Source organism: Saliphagus sp. GCM10025334 (genome assembly GCF_042663485.1).
Taxonomy (GTDB): Archaea; Halobacteriota; Halobacteria; order Halobacteriales; family Natrialbaceae; genus Natronosalvus.
In genome coordinates this window covers 412,722-434,702 of the sequence record NZ_JBHTAF010000001.1, presented here as the reverse complement: position 1 = coordinate 434,702, position 21,981 = coordinate 412,722, and the positions used below count along the sequence as shown (strand labels likewise).

The window sequence follows — 21,981 nt, the reverse complement described above, 5'->3', positions numbered from 1 at the left end:
TCTATCGGGCTATTCGTCCGGAACTGGAAGCGGTTTTCGAACGTGCCTCGAGAAGAATCTGCCGGCCTGCAATCGCTGAGAGACGGCCAGAAGGGGAGTGATAATGCATGAAGACGATGTTCGACCACGCCTACCTCGTTTCGAAGGTTCTTCTGATTCCCCTCGCCGTCCTGGGCGTCGCTGGTCCATTCGTCGTCGGTCGCGTGAATCTCTCAATCCTGGGACTCTATCTGGCCCTGCCGATGATGCTGGCCGTCGTCGTACTGTGGCGTGGAGGGAACCGCCACGACCGAGAGCCGGTCGGATGGATCGCCGTCGACTGGCGAGTGTTCTCCATCGGTTTTCACCTCGTCGTCTCCAGCCTCGTCGTCTCGCTCGCGATTTACGACGTCCGTCCGCTCGCGTTCTTCGTCGGACTCGCCGTCCTGTACGGACTGATCATCGTGTTGATTTGGTTGCCCAGCCTCGGCCCCCGCCGCACGCCGGTCTGTCTGTACCACATGGTCGTCGCCTTCGCGCTCACCGTGTTCAGCGTGACGTTGAAGTACGACTTTTTTATCGGGAACACGGATTTGACCGTCCACGTCTCGCTGATCGATTCGCTCGTCGAAACCGGCGCGCCAGTGTCGATGGAACTGTACGAACCGTTCCAGCTGTGGCACGTGTACGCGGCGACGACGCACCAACTGCTGGGCGGTTTCCTGACGACTCACCGAACGGTGTACGTGCTCAGTGGGGTGCTGTTCGGAGCTGGCGTCCTCGCAGCGTACGGATTCGGACGGCGGGTCACGCTGAACGAACGAGTGGCGCTCCTGACGGCGCTGTTCACGATCTTCCATCCGTTCTACACCTTCTACGGAATGTACTCGATTCCGCGGAGCGTCACCTCCATCGTCTTTCTCGCGCTCCTCGTCACCCTCCTCGGCCGGACGGCCCCCGGCATGCGCCTCGCTGGCCTGGTGTTTCTCGTTGCAATCGTCGTTTACCACCCGGTCTCTATCCCGTTCGTGTTCATCATCATGACGATCGTCTACGCGGTCGAACGAATCGTCAGGCACTCGTCTGCGGTCGGGGCCCAACCGCCGACCGTCGACTCCTTTACGATGGTAACCACGGGACTGGTAACGCTCACCTACTGGTTGTACGCGGCCGAACCCCTGGTCGAAACGATCATCGGGGCGCTGTTTAGCGCCGCGTCGGGGTCACGAACCGAGCCGCCGCCGCAAGGAGTCGTGGCTAGCCCGTGGGCGGAGGCCGCGAACTACGTCCCGTACTCGTTTTTCATCTTCTTCATGCTCCTCGGTGCACTGCTGTGGCTCCGGGACGACACGCGCGAGTGGATCGCCACCGGCGTTATCGGCATCTCCGCGCTGGTACTTGTTCCCTTCTCCGTTCCGGGGCCCACACTCCTCCTCGAGGGTCTCGCCGGGATCAACGTCAATCGGTTCGTCCACTACACCTACATGCTCTTCGCACTGACGGGGGCCATCGGCGCGTATCGACTGTTCTCACGGGGCGGGTTCAAACTGTTCGTCGTTCTCGTCCTCCTGCTATCGCTCTTCGGCTTCACCGCGGTCTCGAACGACTTCGTCGCGAGGGACAATCCTGCCGTCGAACGACCGTTCTACACCTACTATCTGACCGAACAAGAGCGCCAGTCGTACGACGATATCGACGCGATGTACGACGGACAGATCGAGACCGATAGACCGACGTGTCGATACATGGGCGAAATGCTCGACGCCGAGTGCGTGGTGGTCGACGCCGGCGCGGAGAATGCGATGTTCACGGAAGCAGAGAGCATACTGATACGAGACGGCGAACTCGAGCGCCGTCCGTTGCAGTTCACGGCGTACGTCGACGAGGAGATTCCGCTCGAGAACCTGGCTGAGCGTAACCGCGTGTACGACTCCGGTTCAGTCACGTACTACCGATAGTGCGACTCTCTCGTCTCGAGGAGTGACTAACAGCGTTCCTTTCCGCCTTGAAGCGTCGGAGACGCCGGTCGCTCACTCGACCGCCCAGGAGTACCAGTCCCCGCCTCGGTAGATCGAGAGTCGTTCCTCGTCGGAATCCGGATCCGTCCAGGCGACGAGGACTCCCTCACGCCCGTGATCGTGCCAGTCGCCGTCGTCGGCCGGATTCGACGACCCGTTGGCCCCGAGTCCGTCGATGACCGTTCGAACACCCGTCGAAACGTCCCCTGGAACGTTTTCGACGACGACGTCCGGCACGTCGATTTCGAGTCGTCCGACCGAATCACCGGTCTCGAGGGTGACGTCCCGGACGACACCGCCTCTTCCCGATTCGAAACGTATGGGTCGCTCGGAGTCGTATCGACCGCCGATCACGCGGCAGTTCTGGGCACCTCCGTTGAATCGTATCGGATACACGTCGCCGGTGAGCGTACACGAACAATCCAGAAACGCCGTCTCGTCCCTGGCCACGGTGATCGCGTCTTCCGTGACATTGGAGTTCTTTTCGCCAAAGAACGTGCAGTCTCGAAACGTCACCAAGCCGTCGTCGCCTTCGCCGTCCTCGTTGACGACCGCGATCCGTCGGTCCGCGTCGGATCCGAACCGAGAGCCGGTTATCGTCACCGAGGCGCCGGAAGGCGCGACCTCGAGCACCGACCGCGATCCCTCGGCGTCGTTGTATCCGTAGCAGTTTTCGACCCAGCAGTCGCCGTCACGAAGCCAGTAGCCGCGGGCGTCGGCCAGCTCGGAATCGCGGACCCAGACCACGCTGTCGCGAACGACGCCGCCGATTCGAACGTTCGAAATATCGTTGTCGATGGCCGTACAGTTCTCGATGACGACCGACCCGTTCGAACAGTAGAATCCGTTGTCGGCGCAGTTTCGGACCAGACTGTGCGTGATCGTTGCGACCGCGTTGTCGGTCGTCTCGACGTACACACCCACGCCTGGCCCCCCGTCGACGACGCAGTCGTAGATTTGCCCGCGGGAGTCTTCCATCCCCATCAGTTCGATCATGCGCCGACCGCTCGTCGGCCGTCCCATCGTCACGAGGTGTTCGAAGATCACGTCGCCGGTCGCGTACGCGACGACGGCGGAACCCGCGAGGCCGTCTTCGTCCTCCACGTTTCCGAAATCGAACTCGAAGCCGCCGATGTAGACGTTGTGTCCGCTGTACGACCGGGATGGCCCCAGCGCAAATACCTTGGAATCGTAGACGCCGACTCCCTCGAACGCCGAGGACGGTTCGATCGTCGCGTTGTAGCCGAGTAATCCAAAGTCTCGAAACGATTCGTGTTCGAATCCGGCGTCCATCCGGTACGTCCCGGGCGGAAAGAGCACCAGGAGTTCGTCGCCGCCTTCCTCGGCGATAATTTCCTCGAGAACTGGCGTGACGTCGTCTTCACCGGTCGGGTCCGCTCCGTAGTCGACGACGTCGACGTGGCGCCAGTGATCCGCGAACGTCGCCCTGTCGGCGTCAGGAGCTGGTACGTTCCCGTCCTCGTCTATTTCTGCACCCTGGACGGACAGTACGTAGCCAGCGAGGGTCGGTGGGAGGCCACCGACTGCCGTCAGGTACTTCCGGCGATTCATACTCCGCGAGACGCCACGCGGAGGGATACCAATTTCTTAGAAGCGTGGCTAGATGACCAGTTCAATTCGACATTTCGACAGAATATTCGCTACTGGTATCGTTTTTTAACACGATATCCGACGTGGTCGGCGGGTGCACGAATGACGAAAGTGCTGCTGCTCGAGTCCAGGATCAGGAAGACGACGAGGTGCCTCCGAGGCTGGAGTAATAGCTCATTCCGATCCCGTACCGGTAGGATAACAAAGGCTATCTCGGACACACGTATCGGCAACTCGGCTAGCGCCGTTTCGGTCTCGAGAAAACTAGAGATGAGTGTCAGAATTTCGGTATTGAACCCCGCCGATCGAGAGTCGTGGAACGAATACGTCGAGCGGTCACCGCAAGGATCGGTCTTCCATCGGTACGACGCGCTCAGAACGCAGGCGGCGTACTCAGACGCCAGGCTGTACCCTCTCGTCGGGTACAAAGGCGAGGAACCGATCGGGATCTTTCCCATTTTCGAAAGCCATACGGGTCCCGTCACCTTCGCGTTCTCTCCACCGCACGGGTTACACGTACCCGCTCTCGGTCCCGCGTTGCTCAACATGAACCAGCTCAAACAACGCAAACGGGAGAAGCGCCACAGTCGGTTCATCGATGGGTGTTTCGAGTGGATCGACCGCGAACTCGAGCCGACGTACACCTCGATTCGAACGTCGTGGCGGTACGACGACATGCGACCGTTCAAGTGGAACGGATTCGATGTCCACCCGAGTTACACGTACGTCGTCGACCTCGAGACCGACGAAGAGACGTTGATCCGTCGGTTCAGTCGAACGACGCGTCGAACCATCCGGAATCATCTCGACGACGAGTACACGGTGACAGTCGGCGGCGTCGACGCGGCCAGGTGGATCATGGAGCAGGTGGTCAGCCGATTCGAAGAGCAAGGGAAGACGGCGACGATGTCCCCGTCGTTCGTGGTCGAACTCTACGAACGACTTCCTGAAGGTGTCGTGAACCCGTACGTGCTCTCCGTCGACGGAGACCCCGTCACCGGTACGATTCTCCTCGTGGACGGCGAGACGGCCCACCGGTGGCAAGGTGGAACGAAGCCCGGGACGTCTCTCCCAGCGAACGAACTCCTCGAGTGGCGGATGCTCACCGATGCGATGGAACGCGGTGTCAGTGAGTACGAAATCGTCGACGCCAACATCCCGCGAATTAACGAGTGGAAGTCGAAGTACAATCCGAACGTCCGAACGTACTACACGATGCAACGAACCGGTCAGGGAATGGCCGCTGCCGTTCAGCTGTATCTCAGGCTTCGGGATCGAAACGGACTCGTCACGAAACTCGCACCCGGCTGATAGAACGGCAACAGAAGTGCTGTCGACGTGATTGCCAGTTCGAGTCGGTCGAGAATAGTATGTTCCCGGCCTGACCTGGTCTCTGCCCCATGGTACCCGCGAAAGGCGATCGACTCGGTACTCCTCGGCAACTCGTCTCTTCGTCGTCTCTCGACGGTGCCGTTTCCGGTGTGCCGATTCCAACCTCTCAATCGTGGAACGTCGGAATCCGCTCGAGCAGTTCGAGCAGCTGCCGTTCGATCGTCTTCGGTAGCGCCGTCGCGGTCGCGATTTCCTCGAGGTCGTCGCTCGTAATCGCGCCGGTCATGACCGAGGCGACGGCGAACACGAATGCACCGAACGGCGGGACGATCACGAGTGAGTAGATCGACGACTCGATCGTCCACGAAACGAGAAAGATCGACGTGGCCGACACGATGACCGTGACGAACGTGGGCCCCCAGCGGATGCCCGCGAGCGGTCGGTACCCCAATCGGCGAGCGATGGCCGTCTGGAACACAACGAGGCTTCCGTATCCGATTGACGTCGCGACGGCGGCCCCGATCATTCCGTAGCCCGGAATCAACAGCAGGTTCAGCAGTACATTGATCAGCGAACTGGCGCCCGTCGCGAGAAGAAGCGGACGAAGCGATCGCCTGGCCTGGTTGATGGCGAGTGACGGTCTCGCGACCGCGAACCCGAGTACGCCCGGGAGCAGCAACAACAGGGGCGTGATTGCCGGTCGAAACGACTCCCCCAGGTAGAGCGGAACGAAGTCGGCCGCCAGCGCAGCGAGCCCGAGCACCAACAACGTCGTAAACAAGAACACGTAGCGCGTAACGATCTGGGATTGCCGCTCGATAGCGTCGATATCCCCGCGCTCCCAGAGGTGCGAGACGCGCTGTAAGAGCGCGTACTGAACGGCGATCGGCGCGAACCATAGAACTTCGGCGATCACCAGCGCACCTTTGTAGTATCCCACGAACTCGTCGGATAGCCAGACCTGAAGCAAGAGCACGTCGACGTGGTACAGGGACGTCAAAAAGAGGAAGAAGCCGATCGTACTCACGGTGTAGGTGAGTATCTGTCGTTTCGGAAGGCCCACATCGCTCGGGAAGAGGGCCTGGCGAATGGGCAACAGACGACTGACGATGACCAATCCGAACACGATAGTGAACGCACTGGAGACGATGGATCCGAGCAATACGCCCTCGACGCCGTATCCGAGGTAGACGAACGTGATCGCGAACGCGACGAATAGCGTCTCCTTGATTACTTTTAGCGGTTCCGAGCGAGACTCCAATTGGAGTCCCATGAGCGTCCACAGGACGTGCGTCGCCAGCTGGTTGAAAACGAGGTACGCGGCAAGCACGTAGAAGAGTGACGTAAACGCCGGTCCGAACGTGGATGCTGCGAGACCCGTGTACGCCGCCAGAGAGAGTAGCGTAGCGGCGAGGAGCCCAATGACGAACACCGCTCTGAACACGTACCCGAAGATGGCAGCTTGCCACGCCGCGTCTGACCGCTCGGAAATGTACTTTCGAACCGTATCGCCCGTTCCCGAGACCAGAACGATTCCGACGACGGAGTAGACGGACAGGACGAGCGCGTACCGACCGTACTCGACTGGTCCGAGAAGCCGAACGAGAACTGGTGTGAACCCCACTCCGAGGAGCAAGATGTACGCCTTCGAAACGATGATCGAGACGACCGCGGATGAAAATGAATTGCGCATGGTTCAGACTGGAGCGTGCGTTCGTCTCGGTGACTGCGTGCTACTCGGAAGTCTGATCACGAGAAAATCTGACCGACGACTTTGGATTTGATTTCTGCCGTTCTCTCTCGTACGGCCTCTGGGGCGACCGGCGTAGATGACGTGTACCACTGGTGAGCGACGCGTCCGCCGTTCAGTGCCGCCAGGGCGGCCCGGGGATACCCCCGTTCCCAGGTGAGACAGGGGGCCGCGCGGGTAGCGAAGCGTTCCTTGAATCGAAACAGTCCGTTTCGAAAGTCGGGCTCCGTTCCGCGGAAGTTGTACGTTTCGTAGCCGTTTTCGATGGCCCACTTGATGGCGTGTTCGTGGATCAACTCCGACGCGTTGTACTCAAAGTGATCCTCCGTGACGGCCGAGCAGAGGTAGTGGACCGTCGACCGTTCATCGTCGAGAACGAACAGCATCAGCCCACGTCGTGTGCCGTTGACGTGGAGCGAGAACACCTTTACTCGCTCGGGAAGGGTGGCGAGTTCGACGAAGAACGACTGGGGTAACAGCGCGTCACCAACTCGTTCGGCGACCTCGGTGTAGTTCGCGTGCACCTCGCTGAGCACCTCCCGAGTCAACTCCTCCTCGACGACCGTTCCATCGTGATCGTGCCCTCGTTTGATCGCCCGTCGCCTCGAACTGTCCATCTCTGTGAGGAGCGTCTCCCAATCGCGTGTGGTGTCGAGGAGCATGTGGCAGTTCTTGATTCGGAGGCTGTACCCGTGCTCCAGGAAACTCTCGTGGTATCGAATGTAGGACGACTCGACGTTACTAATCTGGTGAAAGCGAACCGACCCATCACAGAGGTGGGCAGTCGATTCGAGTATCAAATCGAGCGCGGTTTCCTCGTCGCCCATGGCGATGGGGCCGCCGGATCCGGGCCTAATGCTATTGAGACGCCGAACGGGGGCCGGTCCAACTGAATCGACGAAGTTCGGAGAAATCGCGATGGGGTTGCCCTTCTTTTCAACGAGCAGATGGCGGGGCTCAGGCGATCGGGTTCGTTCGACCGCTCGTAGCCACTCGTATCGATGAAACACACTCCCCAGGTCGGCCTGTTCGACGACGTGGTTCCACTGGTTTCGATTTGCCTGTTCGATGCTGTCGAGACGCTTTACAGTGAGGGACATAGGGCTCGTTACGGTCGGTCAACGACCCACGGGGAGGCAGAAATAACTTCGTCCGAATCCTCAGAGTAGTGTGACGTTTTCGACTGTGGCTCGAGGATGAATCGAGGGAAGGTAGTACTCGAAATCGGCGAGTGTCGGCTGGTCGAGACTAGATGAATCGATTCCCGCGACGCCGAAACTCCCGTCGGTCGTCCCGGGTCGGAAACGAGTAGTACTCGCCCTCTTCGAGATTGTTGGGCCTCGTTTCGATAGTTCCGTCAGCGACTTGATCGATGACGTCTACCGCGACGGTTGGCCCAACCTCTGTCAGTTTGAGATAGACGTCGTGCATCGTGTCACTGGGCCGCACCTCGTACTTCCGTTGCACGATGATATCGCCGGAATCGAACTCCGGCGTCATGTAGTGGGCGGTGACGCCGTTCTCGTCCTCCCCGTGATAGAGCACCCAGAACGACGTCGACAGGCCGCGATACTTCGGCAGGAGGGACCCGTGCACGTTGATCGCCCCGTCCTTCGGAATCTCCAGTAGGTCTTCTCCCATTCGTTGGCCACAGGCGATCGATAGAATGAGATCCGGTTGCAATTCACGGACCTCACTGACAAACGCCTCGTCGTTGACGTTGTTCACTTCCTCCACCGGAACGTCGTAAGCCGCCGCAAGCGATCGGACTGAGTGAAATCGCCCCGTGGTCCGATAGACTGGTCCCGTCGGCAACCTGGCAGCGATTTTCCCCGCTGCATACCGGAGGCCAAACCGAAAAAACGCCGACGGACCGAACATTTGGAACCGGCCTCGGACCTCCTCGAGCGCCGATCGTTGCATCGGCGCGAGAACGACCTTCGAGAGGGCCTCGGATCGTTCGGCGAACACCGGCTCGAGGTACCGCGGCATGTAGATGGGGTCGTCCTGCGTGAAGAGGATCACGTCCATGCGTACGCCACCGGTTCGTAGAGGTCGGACACTTTCTCGAACGTGTACCCGTTTCGTCTCAGCGTCGAGACGAACTCGGTGAGTATGTCGACGGATCGATCCATGTTCCGGGTCATGAGCGTGCGCTTTGGCTGTGGCAGGTGATCGTGAAACTCGGTCCTCCAGAAATCCTGCAGGTGGGAGTCGTACACTAGCGGCGTGGGAAGGGGCGTGTGTTTCAGTAGGGAGATATACGGACGCCCGAGGAGTTTAAGATAGTTCTGGGAGATCGGAATCCGGAGCCCAGGGACGGCTGCAAACGGGATCTCGAGGAGTTGATCGGCTTCCGGCGGGACGTACGGCGTGAGCGGAGCGTGGATATTGTTGTATACGCCGGGGCGATAGGAGGGGAAGACGCTGGAACTGAACTCGAACCCCGCCCGCTCGAGTTCCGCCCACTCGCCCTGGACGATGTTGCCCTGCGGTGCCCGGTACCCACGGGGTGGTTCACCGAAGTGTGACTCGAATGCTGCTATCCCGCGCTGGATTTCGGTCTCGAATTCGTACGATTTCGTCATGTCGTGTTGATACGAGTGAAGGTGGAATTCGGTGTCTAGCTCCCGCCGAAGGCGCTCGACGATCCAGGGATGATTCTCAATCGTGATCCCGACGGCGAACACGCTAATCGGGACGTCCAGCTGCTTGATGAGGGCGATATAGTCGTCTACGTGGTCGAACGTCGGATTGGGACTCTCGTCGCCCGGGATACACCAATCTTCCTCGAGATCGAGTGTCATGCAGGCTACGGGTTGACTACTGCTCGACATGGAGTCTCTATCCGAAATTGAAGGGCATAAATTTTTAGCGTATAATTCCTGATTACCGAAGGGGTTGCTTTACTGTTGCAGGTCAATATAATCGGAACGGATCTGGACGGTAAACGAGCCTCACCTCTGTTCTCCGACTGGCACTCGACTATTACATTCTGGATACGAGTCGACCAGCGGGGATATGACGCACAGACGGGGAGGTCAAATGACTTTCAACAGTGGATTACTCAGGAAGCGCCACAAATACGGTCGCTATAGCTTTTACCGCGTTACTCGTTCGATACGTCCACAGATGAGACCGCATCGAATGCGGTTCGTTCTCGTTCAGTGTTCGTGGCTGCTGGGAACGGTACTCGTACTCTCAGTGACCGGGCTCTACTCGTACGGCTTGTTTATTCTGTTCTCCGCACTCGGCGTCGCCATCCTGACGAATCTGCTCAATCTGTCACACGTGCAGCCGCGTTGGATCGGTCGTTCTCGAGTCCTCACCAGGGTCTTGTTGGCGGGCGCCACAGCAGTTCTCTGTTATCGTTTCGTCAGCCTGTTCGTCTTGTCACCGTAGTCAGCGCCCGTCGAGCGTCGATCGATAAGCCGAATTGATACCTCGCGTCTGGTTCGGTTCGTCTCATTACGCGAGACTCGACACAGCACCACTTCGCTGGAAGCAACTGGAAATCTGCAACAGTCATCGCTTCGAACGATCTCTATCGATACTCGAGAACCCACGTTCCGTCGTCGGCTAGCGCGGAGGCCTCGAACGAGATTCGGCGGTCGAGTCCGACAGCGAGACCTACCGCGAGGAAGGAGGCGACCGGGTGGTCGAACTGATCCGGGGGGCCGAAGACGTTCCCCGAAATAGTGATCGTGACGACCCCCTCGTCCGGTCGCACGGTCGCGTCGGCGTCCGTGACGAACTCGAAACGGCGTTTGAGCGAATCGATCAACTGTTCGGCCAGCAGTTCCGAGGAGTTCGCAACCGGTTCGTCCAGTGCCCGTTCGAACTCCCGGAACAGCGCTGCCCCGGTCGGCTCGAGGACGAATCCACGTTCCCCCGAGTCGACGATAGAGAATCCAGCCTCGTCTTGGAAGCCGCCGTCGACGGCGGCCGGGACGAATAGCCGCGCCCCGGATTCGACACCGTCCGGGTTCGGCACGTACATTCGTTCGGTACTCGAACCGAACGTCGTCGTGATCGCCTCGAGGTTGGCTGCACACGTCTCGTACACTTCGGCCCCGTCTCTGGCCTCGATCGACCGCGTCCCCGTCACTCCGTACGTTAGAACACTGGCGAACAACCCGATCCCGCCGAGCGAGAAGAGGACTTCACGACCCGCCGATACGACGAACCCAGCAACGAAACAGAACACGCCGATGGCGACGAATCCCGCTATCGTGAGTCGCTCGCGCGTCGTTCGAGCGCCGGCGGGGAACTGTACCGTCCGATCACGAACGACGGAGCTTCCGGCACTGTCAACTGGAGCAGTTCCTCCTTCGAAGCCCCGCTTTTCACCGCCCTGGTCGAACGTAGCGGATGATGCATCCGGTGTGCTATCGTACTTTTCCGGGGTCATGTGGGGTTACTCGAACGAAACGGCAGGTCGTTCGAAAGGGTGGTTTCGTCGACGCACGACCGTACCACCTGAAGCCAGCGAGGGACAGCCAGGCGTCGAGGACACGAACCAGCTTCGTCCCGCCACCGAGGGACGTGCGAGTGATTGCGGCCGTCTGTGGGGGTCGTCACAGTGTCTCTTCCCAAACTACCGAGGACCACTGCTTTAAATTGCTGGTCGTCAATCACGGTTTACCAGCTGTTGACAGTCTAAACGGACGATTTCTTGCAGTGGGGGCGCGCCCCATATCGCGTATCACGACAGCGTTCGGGAGCCCAACGATCATCGATTCCAGACTTTCCGGCCAACCGTCCATCCGATTTTAATCGCGGTTCGTGAAAGAGACAGAGAGGATGATTCGTTCGCTCGTCCGACCACAGGTTCGTCGACTGCCGGCGGACCTGACGGTAGTCCTCGCGCTCACGGCCCTGACGAACGTCGTCGTGTTTGCCCCGGTGATACGGGAAACGCCTCTTCGTGTTCTGTTCGGCCTCGTCTTCGTTCTCATCGCCCCAGGATACGCGCTCGTATCACTCGTGTTTCCGGAGCGCGGGCCAGTTGACCGGTTCGACGATCCCAATGGCGGAGTTCAGTCGCCGACGACCATCCTCGAACGTCCCCGGTCGTGGTGGGGAACGATCGACGGCCCGGAACGCATCGCGTTTTCGATCGCTTCGAGTGCCATTATCGTCCCAACGATCGGTTTCATCCTGATTACTGCTCAGGGAACGTTCCAATTTGGACCGACGTTCGTCGCCGTCTCGGCCGTTACCGTCGCCCTCACGGTTGGCGCGTTCTGGAGACGTATAGCGCTCCCGCCGGCCGATCGGTTTCGAGTTCCATACGGCGAGTGGACGGACACCCTTCGTGCGTCGGTATTCGACCCCGATTCTCGTGACTCAGCGGCCCTGAACGTCGCATTGGTCTGTACGATACTGCTCGTGATCGCGAGCGTTGGATACGCCGCCACGGCACTTCCACAGGACGACGAGTACTCCACGATATACGTTCTCTCCGAAGACGATGCGGATCCGGTACTCGCGATCCCGCCAGGAGAGAGCCAGGAGGTCGTCGTGGGGGTCGACAACCACGAAGGACGCACGACGACGTACACGGTCGTCGTCGTCGAACAGGAGATGGACGTCTCTGAAAACGAAACCCGCGTCGTGGACCAGCGTGAACTCGAGCGGTTCGAGGCGACGACCGATCACGGCGAGACGTGGCGTCTCGCTCACGAACTCGAGCCGACTACGGACGGCGAAGTGCGAATCATCTGGTTGCTGTACATCGACAACGTTCCTGCGGAGCCGTCGATCGAGTCCGCACCATACCGGGTGCACCTGTGGGTCGAGGCGGGCGAATCGTGAGAAGAGGGCGAACGCGTCGCCCACTTCGACCTCCTACCCGATCCTGTGTTGAAGAACCCGACGGAGTTCACGCGAGAACGGAACGGGATCGCCGAACCGGAAGACGTCGAAGTGTGGTGTTCGAACGCACGACTCGAGAATCTCTCGCGTCGTAGCCAGAATCGGGGGGCGGTCGACGAGTATCGGCTCGTCTCTTCGAAGACTGAGCAGGTGGTGTGCTTCGCCGTAGAGGTAGTGACTCCTGACGCCACGTTCGTACCTCGCGTCGATCAACGATTTCCGGTCGAGTGCCTGCAGCCAGTAGTACGCCGGAAAGTCGGCGCCCGCCCGAACCGCACAGGGGAGCGATTGCCAGAACCGCGGGTTGATCTCGAGCAGTTTGTACTCGCCGGTAGTGGTGTCCTTCGCGTACTCGATGCACGCGATGCCATGCCAGTCGAGGCTATCCAGTAGCGTCCGGCCGACCGCCTCCAGTTTTGGATCGTGTATGGATTCCCGATAGACGCCACCACCGCCGGTGTACGAGGTTCCGCGAATCTGTCGGTGCTGGAACGTCGCAACCGCCTCGCCCTGGTCGTACAGCGCGCCGAACACGTACTGGTCGTCGTGTCGAATGTACTCCTGGACGATCGGTTCGTGTCGCATACCGGAGCGAATCGTCACTTTGTCGGGTTCGTCTCCGGGTTTGACGTAGACCACGTCCTTTTCGACCGCGGACGTGTCCGAAGCGAGCGACGGCGTGAGTTCCGCGGTGAGAAGATTGTACCGGGATTTGATGACGGACGCGACGTCCCACCGGTCGACCTCGTCGAGACATCGCGTTTCGGGAACCGGAACGCCGGCCTCGCGAGCGGCGTCGAAGAGTTTCGTCCGATCGTTGACGACCTCGAGCGTCTCGGTCGGCGGCGCGATCACTGACGCATATCGTTCGAACTCGTCACGGTAGGTCGCGAAGACGTACGGATCGGCCGGGCGGAGCGGGAGGATCGCCCGGACGTCCGGTCGAGCGGCGATTCCCTTCAGTGCGTCTTTATACGCGACGAGGTCGTCGTCGGGGGAACAGATCTGGATCTGTTCGTCACAGAATCGCGATCCGCCAGCGGGAACGTCTTCGTGTTCCGAGGCGACGATCGTGTGGACCCCGCGCTCGGCGAGCGAGCGAACGCACATGTAGCAGGCGGGGTTGAATTTCGCGGGGAGTAAGACCGCTTCCCGGCCGGACGCGTCGGTGACCATCGGGACGAACGAGAGGGTGCACCGGTATATACGGCTACAACTGTTCGTTTGCGTAATTATGTGTTTCTGTCGTCTCCGACGAGCGCGTGGACGGACGTTACATTCACGTCTCGATGGCGAACGAAGAGGTGCCGTCGACGCGTTCGGTTGCCGGTCTCGCTTCGCCGCGAGAGGTGGTAAACCGGTTCTCTCGCTTCGCCGTAAGATCGTGAGAGCTAGCTCTCTCGTTTCGTCGCCGGAGGTGACGGAAACCCTCGAGCGACGGTCGGCATCACAAATACCCTATATTTTTACCCCCTCGCTGGCATCTACAGCGTAGATGCGAATCGCGTTCGTCTCCTTCGAAACCGCCCACCACCGAGAGACGGAGACGAACGAACGCTTTCGGACCGTTCTCGACCTCCTCACCGACCGCGGCCACGAGATCCACGTCTGCTGTGCCCAGTTCTGGCCAGGCGAGGCGTCCACACTCGAGCGAGACGACGTCGTCTACCACGGCGTCTCGACGGGCCTCGAGGCCCGCCAGTCGTTCCTGCTTCGCCTTCCGTTCGTCCTCCGATCGATCGGCCCGGACGTGATTCACGCGAGCGCCGATCCCGCGGGCCAGGTGCGGTCGGCCAACTGGGGGGCGACGCTGGCTCGAGCCCCGCTGGTCCTCGAGTGGTACGGCGCGGGAATCGGCGTCGACGGTGCCGTCGGCATCCCGGACGACCGCGGCCATCGCTACGCGGCCCGGAACGCCGACCGCATCGTCACGCCGTCGCGGATGGTCCGGACCTGGGTCAGAGAGCGAGGCGCTTCGGGTGAACGCGTCGACGTCGTCCCGAACCCGATCGACCTCGAACGGATCGAGGCGACGCCGCCGGGCGACCGGGTCGACGTGGTCTACGCCCGGCGACTCGACGAGGGGGCGAACCTCGAGAGCCTGCTCCTCGGTCTCGCAGAACTCCGGGACCGCAACTGGCACACCCTCGTCCTCGGGGACGGCCCGCAGCGAGGGATGTACGAGCAACTCACGCGAGACCTGCGGATCGACGACCGGGTGACATTCGCCGGGGAGACGAGTCGGGACGAGCGCATCGCGGCCTACCGGAGCGCGCACGTCTTCGCCCAGACGGCCACCGAGTGCGTCTTCCCGACCGAGTTCGCCTGGGCGCTCGGGGCGGGCTGTGTCGGCATCGTCGAGTACCACGCCGACTCCGCAGCTCACGAACTCGTCGAGGGCTGGGAACGGGGCTTCCGGACCACGAGCGAGCAAGAACTCGCCGACGCTATCCTCGAGGCCGGCGACCTCGAGCACCGGACCTACGACGAGTCGTTCGCGAACCTGGATCGGGGGGCGGTGCTGGAGACGTACCTCGAGACCTATCGGGAGCTCCAGGAGGCACGCGGGCTGCTCTAGCGCTGACCGCCCGCCGAGGCCCTTATCCAACTCGATGCCCTGTAGCCGTTAATGAGTGAGCGAGTCGAGGACATCGACGCGGGGTTCTGGGATGGCGAAGACAGCTCTGCGGCCCGTCAGCGCTGTCGATCGCTCGTGAACGCGATCGACGACGGGATTACGGTCGTCGATGCCGACGGCGAGGTGACGTTCGCGAACGAACGTGCCGAGGACCTCCTCGAACGGCCTCGCGACGCCCTCGTCCTTGCCGACGATGCTCGCTGGAATTTCGTCGACGAGACCGGCGAACGGCTCGAGCCGGGCGACTCCCCGTTCGAACGCGTTCGCGATCGGCAGACTCCGATCTCCGATCAGATCGTCGGCCTTCGTCGCCCCTCCGGCGCGTGCACGTGGCTGTCGGTCGACGCCGCGCCACAGTGGAACGAGAACGGCGGGTTCGACGGCGCCGTTTTCGTGGTCGAGGACGTCACCGACCAGCGAAACGCGGAGAGCGAAGTCGAGGAGATTCTCGGACGGGTAACCGACGCGTTCTACGCCCTCGACGAGGACTTCCGATTCACCCACGTCAACGAGCGGGCCGAAGAGTTGCTCCAGGCGACCGAAGACGAACTGCTCGGCGCAGTACTGTGGGAACTGTATCCGGAGGCTGCCGAAATCGACGACGTGTGGAACGCCTTCCAGGCGGCGATGGAAACCCAGGAACCCCAGAGTTACGAACTCTACTTCGACCCCCTGGAATTCTGGGTCGAAGCGACCATCTACCCCTCCGAGACCGGCGTGTCGGTGTACTTCCGGGACGTCACCGAGCGCAAGGAGCGCGAGCAGTACCTGGAAGCTGCCAAGACGCAACTCGAGGCCGCGACGGAAGCCGGCGCGGTCGGCACTTGGGAGTGGTACATCTCCGAGGATTCGTTCGTCACCGGCGCCTCCTTCGCTCGAACGTTTGGCGTCGATCCGGAAGCCGCTCGCGAGGGCGTCCCGCTCGACCGGGTACTGTCGTCGATCCACGAAGACGACCGCGACCGCGTCACTGGGGAGATCGAGGAGGCCGTCGAGAACTGCGAGTCGTACGAGGCGGAGTACCGCGTCTGGAACGACGACGACGAACTTCGGTGGGTCGTCGCCCGCGGTCACGTCGAGTGCGACGAAGACGGCAACGCCGAGCGGTTCCCCGGCGCACTCACCGACATCACCGAACGCAAGCGAGCCGAACTCGAGGTCGAAAAACAGTCGAGAGAACTCGAGACGCTGTTTCAGGTCCTGCCCGTCGGCGCCGTAGTCGCGAACGCGGACGGATCGCTGCGCAGGGCGAACGACACGGCCAGGGACATCTGGGGCGGTGACGTCTTCGACGCCGAATCCGTCGAGGAGTACGAGAAGTACCCTGCGGTGTGGTCGGACTCGGGCGAGCCAGTGGAGCCCGAGGACTGGACGATGTACCAGGTGCTCCAGGGCGAGGAAGTCACGGAGCCGAACGTCTACGAAATCGCCGCGTTCGACGGCGAACAGCGAATCATCATGGAACACGGCAAGCCGGTGCGAGACGAGTACGGGAACGTGAGCCGCGCTGTCGTGACGCTCACCGACATCACCGAGCGTCGGGAGTACCAGCGAAAACTCAAGGAGTCGAACGAGCGCCTCGAGCAGTTCGCCTACGCCGCCAGTCACGACCTTCAGGAGCCCCTACGCATGGTCACGAGCTATCTCCAGTTGCTCGAGAACCGGTACGGCGACGCCTTCGACGAGGACGGCGAAGAGTTTCTCGAATACGCCGTCGACGGCGCCGAACGAATGCGAGAGATGATCGACGGTCTCCTCGAGTACTCGCGCGTCGACACGCGCGGCGATCCGTTCGAACCGGTCGACCTGAACGGCGTCCTCGAAGATGTCCGGGAGGACCTCACGGTGCGGATCGAAGAGAGCGACGCCGAGATCGCGACCGACGACCTGCCTCGTGTGAACGGTGACGCCAGCCAGTTGCGACAGCTGTTCCAGAACCTCCTGTCGAACGCGATCGAGTACCGGGGTGACGAGCCACCGCAGATCGACGTCGCTGCCGAGCGGGCGGGCGAGCACTGGGTGCTTTCGGTTCGCGACGAGGGGGTCGGGATCGATCGGGAGGATGCAGAGCGCATTTTCGAGGTGTTCCAGCGGCTACATACGCACGAAGAACATCCGGGAACCGGTATCGGTCTCGCGCTGTGTGAGCGCATCGTCGAACGCCACGGTGGCGAGATCTGGGTCGAGTCCGAACCCGGCGAGGGAGCGACGTTCTCGTTTACGCTTCCTGCCGAGTCGTAAGGAGACTTCACTAGGTGAATCGATTCCCACTCCGATTCTGATTCTGGTTCCAGATTCGGTTCAGATCCGGACTCCTGCCCCGAGGTGTCCTGACCTCAGCACTCGTCGCTCGAGACACCGTCACCGCGAACCGCCAGTGCCGTCTTCATCGCCGCGACGTTCTCCGGGACGTCGTGGACGCGGACGACGTCTGCGCCGCGGTCGACCGCGAGGGCCGTCGCCGCGATCGTCGGCTCCAGGCGTTCGCCGTGGGCGCGACCGACGCGCTCGAACATCGACTTGTGTGAGTGGCCGACGAGAACGGGGCAGCCGAAGGTGCGAAACTCCTCGAGTCGGTCCAGGAGTTCGAAGCTCTCCTCGGGCGTCTTCGCGAAACCGAGTCCAGGATCGATGAGGATCTGGTCACGCTCGAGGCCGGCCTTCTCCGCCAGCAACACGCGCTCGGTGAGTTGCTCGATGACGTCCTCGACGACGTCGTCGTACTGAACGTCACGATCTGGGACGACCGGCGCGTCGATGCTGTGCATGAGGACGATGGGGGCGTCGTACTCGGCGGCGACGAAGCGCATCTCGGGGTCGGCCAGCCCGGAGACGTCGTTCACGACGTCCGCACCGGCCTCGAGGGCGGCTTCGGCGACGGCGGCCCGTCGGGTGTCGACCGAGAGCAGGGCGTCTATGCCTTCGTTCCCGTTCCCGTCCCCCTCTCCGCCCCTACCCTCGCCCACGTCCCCGCCCGCGGCCAGCCGCTCGATCACGGGCACGACACGGTCGATCTCGTCGTCGACCGAGACGGGGTCGGCGCCGGGGCGGGTCGACTCCCCGCCCACGTCGACGATTTCGGCGCCGGCGTCGACCATGCGCTCGGCGCGGGCGAGGGCGTCCTCGAGGGCGTCGTACCGGCCACCATCGTGGAAGCTGTCGGGAGTGACGTTCAGGATGCCCATGATGCAGGGGCCGGACTCCCAGGGGTAGTCTGTCCTCGCGTCAGTCGCTGCGTCGGTCCCTGTGTCCGTCTCCGCGTCCGCGAGGGCGTCCAGCTCGAGGGCCGTCCGCAGGTCACGGGCGATCGACGCTAGTCCGTCCGATCGGTCGGCGAGCGTCTCAGTCAACCGTTCGTACTGGGCGAGCGTCCCCATCAGGACGGCCTCGACCGGATCGTCCCCGGTGCGGACGCGCGAGAGCGAACACTCCCCGCCGACTCGCACGAGTTCCCGTTCGATCGTGGTCGCCCCGTCGCGGGGCAGGGCCATCGTGACGACGCGGTGGACGCCGCTCTCAGTCACGTCGGTGATCGTCGCCGCGTCGACGTCCGCCGACTCGAGCACGCCACGGGCGTCGCCCCGGTCCCGGACCCGTTTCGGGACGGCCGTTCGCGTCCACCGACGACGGGCCTCGGCGATGGCGAAGAGCGACCCGGTGACGAGCACGCAGTCGTCGGGTTCCACCGCCTCGAGCGCCGTATTCAGGGCGTCCGGGACCGCCGATACGGTGTCGACCGACGGGGCGCCGGCGTTCGCGAAGACCCGCGCGAGGACGTCGGCGTCCTCGGCGCGCTCGAGACTCGGTTCGCAGGCGGTGACCCGGTCGGGAGTCGGCAGCGCCGCGGCCATCTCGCGGTGATCCTTGTCGTGCATCGCGCCGACGACGAGGTGGAGGTCGTCGTATTCGAACGAGGCGAGCGTCTCGGCGAGTCGCTCGCAGGCCCCCGGGTTGTGCGCGCCGTCGAGGACGACCAGTGGGTCGGCTCCCATGACCTCGAATCGGCCCGGCCAGTGGGCGTTTCGAAGTCCACGCTCGAGGCCGCGCGTCGAGACGTCGGCGACCTGCCGGGCCAGCGTCGCGGCGATGCCGGCGTTTTCGGCCTGGTGGGCGCCCAGTACCGGGAGACGGGCGTCGACAGTCCATCCGTCGCCGTCGATGGAGACGGCGGCCTCGGCGTGGTTCGTTCGGCCTCCGTAGCGAACGGTGACGTCGGGTCGGTCGGCTGGTTCGCCCTCATCCTCGAGAGGGCCGCCTTCGACAGTCCCCACCGTCACGACGCCGCCGGCGACCGACCGCACCGTCTCGAGGGCCGTCCCGGTCGTGGCGGTGACCAGTGGCGCGTCCGTGGGGGCGACCTGGGCCTTGTCCGCGGCGATCTCCTCGATCGTGTCGCCGATGATCCCCGTGTGCTCGAGGCTGACGCTCGTGACCGCGCTGGCGACGGGGTCGACCACGCTAGTAGCGTCGTAGCGACCGCCGATGCCGACCTCGAGGACGGCGACGTCGACGTCGTTCCGACCGAAGTGCCAGCACGCGAGGGTCGTCATCGCCTCGAAGAACGTCGGCGACTCGCCCTCGGCAGCCCGGGCGGTCAGGTACTCGCCGGTGCGCTCGCCGAACTCCCGAACGGCGGCCTTCGGGATCTTCCGCCCGTCGACGCGGACTCGCTCGCGGAGGTCCTCGAGGTGTGGCGACGTAAAGAGCCCGACCGTGAGTCCCGCTTCCCGGAGGATCGACTCGAGCATTCGCGCCGTACTGCCCTTACCGTTCGAACCGGCAACCTGCACGAACGAGACGCCCTCGTGTGGGTCCCCGAGGTGCTCGAGGAACGCCCGGGTCGACTCCGTGCCCGGACTGGGACGGAATCGACGCAGGCCGACGAGGAGGTCCGCCGCCTCGTGGTATTCCATACGCGTCACTCAGAGCGCGGCCGCTTTAGGGTGTCGGACCTGGGTTGGCGGACGGCACCGTTGACCTGAATTCGTAAACGGCGTCTCGACCTGGACGCGTGAGTGACACCCTGAACCTGAGTTCGCTGACGGCGCTCCCCGAACGGGTCGTCGAGGGCGGCATCGGAGGAGCGACGGTCCGCTGAAGGACGCATGATTCGGGATAACGACTCACTATGAATTTTATAGTAATGGGTCACGTCGCCCGAGAGGGTTTGGCTTTCGGAACGCGACCCGGGTGCGGAACGCTCTAGACGCCGCCGTGTCCGTTCGGCGGTCGCAACACCATCCCGTCGATCATCGCCAGGATCCCCACCAGGCTGCCGGCGAACAGCGCGACCTCGAGTGAGATGCCGGCCAGGAGACTCGCTGCGACGGTCGCGAGGAACGCGAGCGGGATGACCGTGAGTACGAGATCGTACCGGTCGAGTTCGAATCCAAAACGGCTGTCGGTCGGCGTATCGATACCTCTCGTCCTCATCGTGATCACCAGTGGGTACTACGAAATCGTTCGTCAAAATCGTTTCGATAGTCGGTGTGACGTCCCGGTCAGATACGAAAATCATTGCCCCACGATAGGCAGCGGATGTCGAAATAATCGACACGGTATTCACCTTCTATCGAACGAGAACGGTCGAGGCCGATTCGTAACCGCCGTCATCGGTGCTCGTGATCCGCTCCCTCGAGAATCTCTCGAGCATCCGCCTCGATCCGGTCCATCACCGCGCCTTCGCTCCCGGCGGGCACCTCGAGATGGTCGAAATCGTTCATGATGCGGACCATCGCGACCAGTTCGTAGAGCGGCTCGGGGGTCGAAATCGCGTCCGCTCGATCCGGCCTTGCCGTCCGGTACCCCGACAGCATCGACTCGCGGACGAGTGGGCGCCGGTCCGAAACGTTCGGCAGCCCCGCCAGGAAGGCGCCGCTGTAGAGGTAGGCCGCGAACTCGAAATCGAATGCCGCCGGGACGGCGAGGGTGTAGCCCCAGTCGAGCATCGCGGTGATTTCGCCCGTCCCGGAATCGACGAGGAGGTTGTGTAACCCGTGATCGTTGCGCCCCATCACGGGATCGAACGGTTCCTCCAGCGCGTCTATTTTCGCTTCGAACCACCGGGCCAGGTCGGACGTGAGCGCCGAAAACCGGGAGTCGGCGTGGCGCTCTAGTTCGCGGTCGACGTACGCTTTCAAGAACTCCGACCAGGTGGCCCGCGGATCGCCAACCGTCAGGGCCGACGGCTCGCACTCGGGCCGCCCGCCAGCCAGGTCTGGCCCGTCCCGGCGGACGTGGCCGAACCGCTCGACCGCCGGCACCGCGTGTAACTCGGCCAGGTACTCGCCGGTCTCCCGCGCGAGCCGGGAGAGGGCGTCGTCCTCGAGGTGACACACGTCCTCGTAGGGCAGCGCCTCGCCGGGCAGGGCCTCCATCAGGTAACACGGAGCGGGGAGCGTCTCGTGGTCGTCCAGGACGCCGAGCACTTCGGGGACCGGGATCGACGTGTGGGCGTCCAGGACGGCCTGGATGCGCGCCTCGTCGGGGATTCCCCACGTTTTCCCGTCGGGAGAACACTTCAAGAACAGAGCCTGCGAGCCGTCGTCGCCGTCGACATCGAGACGGTAGACCGAGCAGAAGCCGCGTTCGACCGGGGTCGCGTCTCGAAGCTCGAGCGTCGGGTCGACCATCTCGACGAACTTCTCGACGGCCGACGCCGACAGTGCTCGGGCTTCGGGAACGTCGTCCATAGCCCGAATACCGAATCGCCTGACAGAATTCTTTCGGTGGTGTGTGACTCTTCACCAGTGCCCCCTTACCAGGGTAAGGCCGGC

At 62.4% G+C, this 21,981-nt stretch carries 16 protein-coding genes; 6 read left to right on the top strand and 10 right to left on the bottom strand.

Annotated elements, in window-relative coordinates; translation table 11 throughout:
* Positions 1-107: 107 nt before the first annotated feature.
* Entirely contained in the window at positions 108-1,937 is a 1,830-nt protein-coding gene (locus ACFQO4_RS01890; RefSeq protein WP_500259313.1) for a putative glycosyltransferase family protein, read from the top strand.
* Positions 1,938-2,009: 72 nt separating this feature from the next.
* Here the strand turns inward: ACFQO4_RS01890 and ACFQO4_RS01885 are convergent, their stop codons facing one another.
* Positions 2,010-3,569, bottom strand: a complete 1,560-nt coding sequence (locus ACFQO4_RS01885; protein WP_500259312.1) for a glycosyl hydrolase family 28-related protein — start codon at positions 3,567-3,569, stop codon at positions 2,010-2,012.
* Positions 3,570-3,878: 309 nt separating this feature from the next.
* On the opposite strand from ACFQO4_RS01885, the gene ACFQO4_RS01880 reads away from it, so the two are divergent.
* Positions 3,879-4,919, top strand: coding sequence for a GNAT family N-acetyltransferase (locus ACFQO4_RS01880; RefSeq protein ID WP_500259311.1), 1,041 nt, complete (start codon positions 3,879-3,881; stop codon positions 4,917-4,919).
* A gap of 187 nt (positions 4,920-5,106) precedes the next feature.
* Here the strand turns inward: ACFQO4_RS01880 and ACFQO4_RS01875 are convergent, their stop codons facing one another.
* The 4 genes from ACFQO4_RS01875 to ACFQO4_RS01860 form a co-directional block, all read right to left on the bottom strand.
* Positions 5,107-6,633, bottom strand: coding sequence for an oligosaccharide flippase family protein (locus ACFQO4_RS01875; RefSeq protein ID WP_500259310.1), 1,527 nt, complete (start codon positions 6,631-6,633; stop codon positions 5,107-5,109).
* 56 nt (positions 6,634-6,689) lie between these two features.
* Complete coding sequence (locus ACFQO4_RS01870) at positions 6,690-7,517, bottom strand: peptidoglycan bridge formation glycyltransferase FemA/FemB family protein (RefSeq protein ID WP_500259309.1); 828 nt, start codon at positions 7,515-7,517, stop codon at positions 6,690-6,692.
* 421 nt (positions 7,518-7,938) lie between these two features.
* Positions 7,939-8,721, bottom strand: a complete 783-nt coding sequence (locus tag ACFQO4_RS01865) for a methionyl-tRNA formyltransferase (RefSeq protein ID WP_500259308.1) — start codon at positions 8,719-8,721, stop codon at positions 7,939-7,941.
* Positions 8,712-9,497, bottom strand: coding sequence for a polysaccharide deacetylase family protein (locus tag ACFQO4_RS01860; protein WP_500259307.1), 786 nt, complete (start codon positions 9,495-9,497; stop codon positions 8,712-8,714). Before ACFQO4_RS01860 ends, ACFQO4_RS01865 begins: the two co-directional genes overlap by 10 nt.
* Positions 9,498-9,711: 214 nt before the next feature.
* On the opposite strand from ACFQO4_RS01860, the gene ACFQO4_RS01855 reads away from it, so the two are divergent.
* The gene (locus tag ACFQO4_RS01855) at positions 9,712-10,092 is read left to right on the top strand and encodes a DUF8044 family membrane protein (protein ID WP_500259306.1); all 381 of its coding nucleotides are present in this window, start codon (positions 9,712-9,714) and stop codon (positions 10,090-10,092) included.
* Positions 10,093-10,234: 142 nt separating this feature from the next.
* Here ACFQO4_RS01855 and ACFQO4_RS01850 read toward each other — a convergent pair whose 3' ends face one another.
* Positions 10,235-11,101 carry a DUF7982 domain-containing protein gene (locus tag ACFQO4_RS01850; RefSeq protein ID WP_500259305.1) on the bottom strand — a complete coding sequence of 289 codons (867 nt, stop codon included), beginning with the start codon at positions 11,099-11,101 and terminating at the stop codon, positions 10,235-10,237.
* A 392-nt stretch (positions 11,102-11,493) separates the two neighbouring features.
* Here ACFQO4_RS01850 and ACFQO4_RS01845 point away from each other — a divergent pair, with 392 nt between their 5' ends.
* On the top strand, positions 11,494-12,507 hold the full coding sequence (locus ACFQO4_RS01845) for a DUF8471 domain-containing protein (protein WP_500259304.1): 1,014 nt from the start codon (positions 11,494-11,496) through the stop codon (positions 12,505-12,507).
* Positions 12,508-12,540: 33 nt separating this feature from the next.
* Here ACFQO4_RS01845 and ACFQO4_RS01840 read toward each other — a convergent pair whose 3' ends face one another.
* The gene (locus ACFQO4_RS01840) at positions 12,541-13,743 is read right to left on the bottom strand and encodes a carboxylate--amine ligase (RefSeq protein WP_500259303.1); all 1,203 of its coding nucleotides are present in this window, start codon (positions 13,741-13,743) and stop codon (positions 12,541-12,543) included.
* A gap of 319 nt (positions 13,744-14,062) precedes the next feature.
* Between ACFQO4_RS01840 and ACFQO4_RS01835 the strand changes: the two genes are divergently transcribed.
* Positions 14,063-15,145 carry a glycosyltransferase family 4 protein gene (locus ACFQO4_RS01835; protein WP_500259302.1) on the top strand — a complete coding sequence of 361 codons (1,083 nt, stop codon included), beginning with the start codon at positions 14,063-14,065 and terminating at the stop codon, positions 15,143-15,145.
* A gap of 51 nt (positions 15,146-15,196) precedes the next feature.
* Positions 15,197-17,446, top strand: coding sequence for a PAS domain-containing sensor histidine kinase (locus ACFQO4_RS01830; protein ID WP_500259301.1), 2,250 nt, complete (start codon positions 15,197-15,199; stop codon positions 17,444-17,446).
* 95 nt (positions 17,447-17,541) lie between these two features.
* On the opposite strand, the gene folP is transcribed toward ACFQO4_RS01830, so the two are convergent.
* From folP to ACFQO4_RS01815, 3 genes are all read right to left on the bottom strand, one after another.
* The gene (folP, locus tag ACFQO4_RS01825) at positions 17,542-20,118 is read right to left on the bottom strand and encodes a dihydropteroate synthase (protein WP_500259300.1); all 2,577 of its coding nucleotides are present in this window, start codon (positions 20,116-20,118) and stop codon (positions 17,542-17,544) included.
* Between the two features lie 289 nt (positions 20,119-20,407).
* Complete coding sequence (locus ACFQO4_RS01820; protein WP_500259299.1) at positions 20,408-20,638, bottom strand: DUF8015 family protein; 231 nt, start codon at positions 20,636-20,638, stop codon at positions 20,408-20,410.
* 176 nt (positions 20,639-20,814) lie between these two features.
* Positions 20,815-21,897 carry a phosphotransferase family protein gene (locus ACFQO4_RS01815; RefSeq protein ID WP_500259298.1) on the bottom strand — a complete coding sequence of 361 codons (1,083 nt, stop codon included), beginning with the start codon at positions 21,895-21,897 and terminating at the stop codon, positions 20,815-20,817.
* Between the last annotated feature and the right edge of the window lie 84 nt (positions 21,898-21,981).

Excerpts from the sequence above, each read along its gene's own strand:
- ACFQO4_RS01890 (WP_500259313.1), top strand. The coding sequence starts at position 108 with ATGAAGACGATGTTCGACCACGCCTACCTCGTTTCGAAGGTTCTTCTG.
- ACFQO4_RS01885 (WP_500259312.1), bottom strand. The coding sequence starts at position 3,569 with ATGAATCGCCGGAAGTACCTGACGGCAGTCGGTGGCCTCCCACCGACC.
- ACFQO4_RS01880 (WP_500259311.1), top strand. The coding sequence starts at position 3,879 with ATGAGTGTCAGAATTTCGGTATTGAACCCCGCCGATCGAGAGTCGTGG.
- ACFQO4_RS01875 (WP_500259310.1), bottom strand. The coding sequence starts at position 6,633 with ATGCGCAATTCATTTTCATCCGCGGTCGTCTCGATCATCGTTTCGAAG.
- ACFQO4_RS01870 (WP_500259309.1), bottom strand. The coding sequence starts at position 7,517 with ATGGGCGACGAGGAAACCGCGCTCGATTTGATACTCGAATCGACTGCC.
- ACFQO4_RS01865 (WP_500259308.1), bottom strand. The coding sequence starts at position 8,721 with ATGGACGTGATCCTCTTCACGCAGGACGACCCCATCTACATGCCGCGG.
- ACFQO4_RS01860 (WP_500259307.1), bottom strand. The coding sequence starts at position 9,497 with ATGACACTCGATCTCGAGGAAGATTGGTGTATCCCGGGCGACGAGAGT.
- ACFQO4_RS01855 (WP_500259306.1), top strand. The coding sequence starts at position 9,712 with ATGACGCACAGACGGGGAGGTCAAATGACTTTCAACAGTGGATTACTC.
- ACFQO4_RS01850 (WP_500259305.1), bottom strand. The coding sequence starts at position 11,101 with ATGACCCCGGAAAAGTACGATAGCACACCGGATGCATCATCCGCTACG.
- ACFQO4_RS01845 (WP_500259304.1), top strand. The coding sequence starts at position 11,494 with ATGATTCGTTCGCTCGTCCGACCACAGGTTCGTCGACTGCCGGCGGAC.
- ACFQO4_RS01840 (WP_500259303.1), bottom strand. The coding sequence starts at position 13,743 with ATGGTCACCGACGCGTCCGGCCGGGAAGCGGTCTTACTCCCCGCGAAA.
- ACFQO4_RS01835 (WP_500259302.1), top strand. The coding sequence starts at position 14,063 with ATGCGAATCGCGTTCGTCTCCTTCGAAACCGCCCACCACCGAGAGACG.
- ACFQO4_RS01830 (WP_500259301.1), top strand. The coding sequence starts at position 15,197 with ATGAGTGAGCGAGTCGAGGACATCGACGCGGGGTTCTGGGATGGCGAA.
- folP (WP_500259300.1), bottom strand. The coding sequence starts at position 20,118 with ATGGAATACCACGAGGCGGCGGACCTCCTCGTCGGCCTGCGTCGATTC.
- ACFQO4_RS01820 (WP_500259299.1), bottom strand. The coding sequence starts at position 20,638 with ATGAGGACGAGAGGTATCGATACGCCGACCGACAGCCGTTTTGGATTC.
- ACFQO4_RS01815 (WP_500259298.1), bottom strand. The coding sequence starts at position 21,897 with ATGGACGACGTTCCCGAAGCCCGAGCACTGTCGGCGTCGGCCGTCGAG.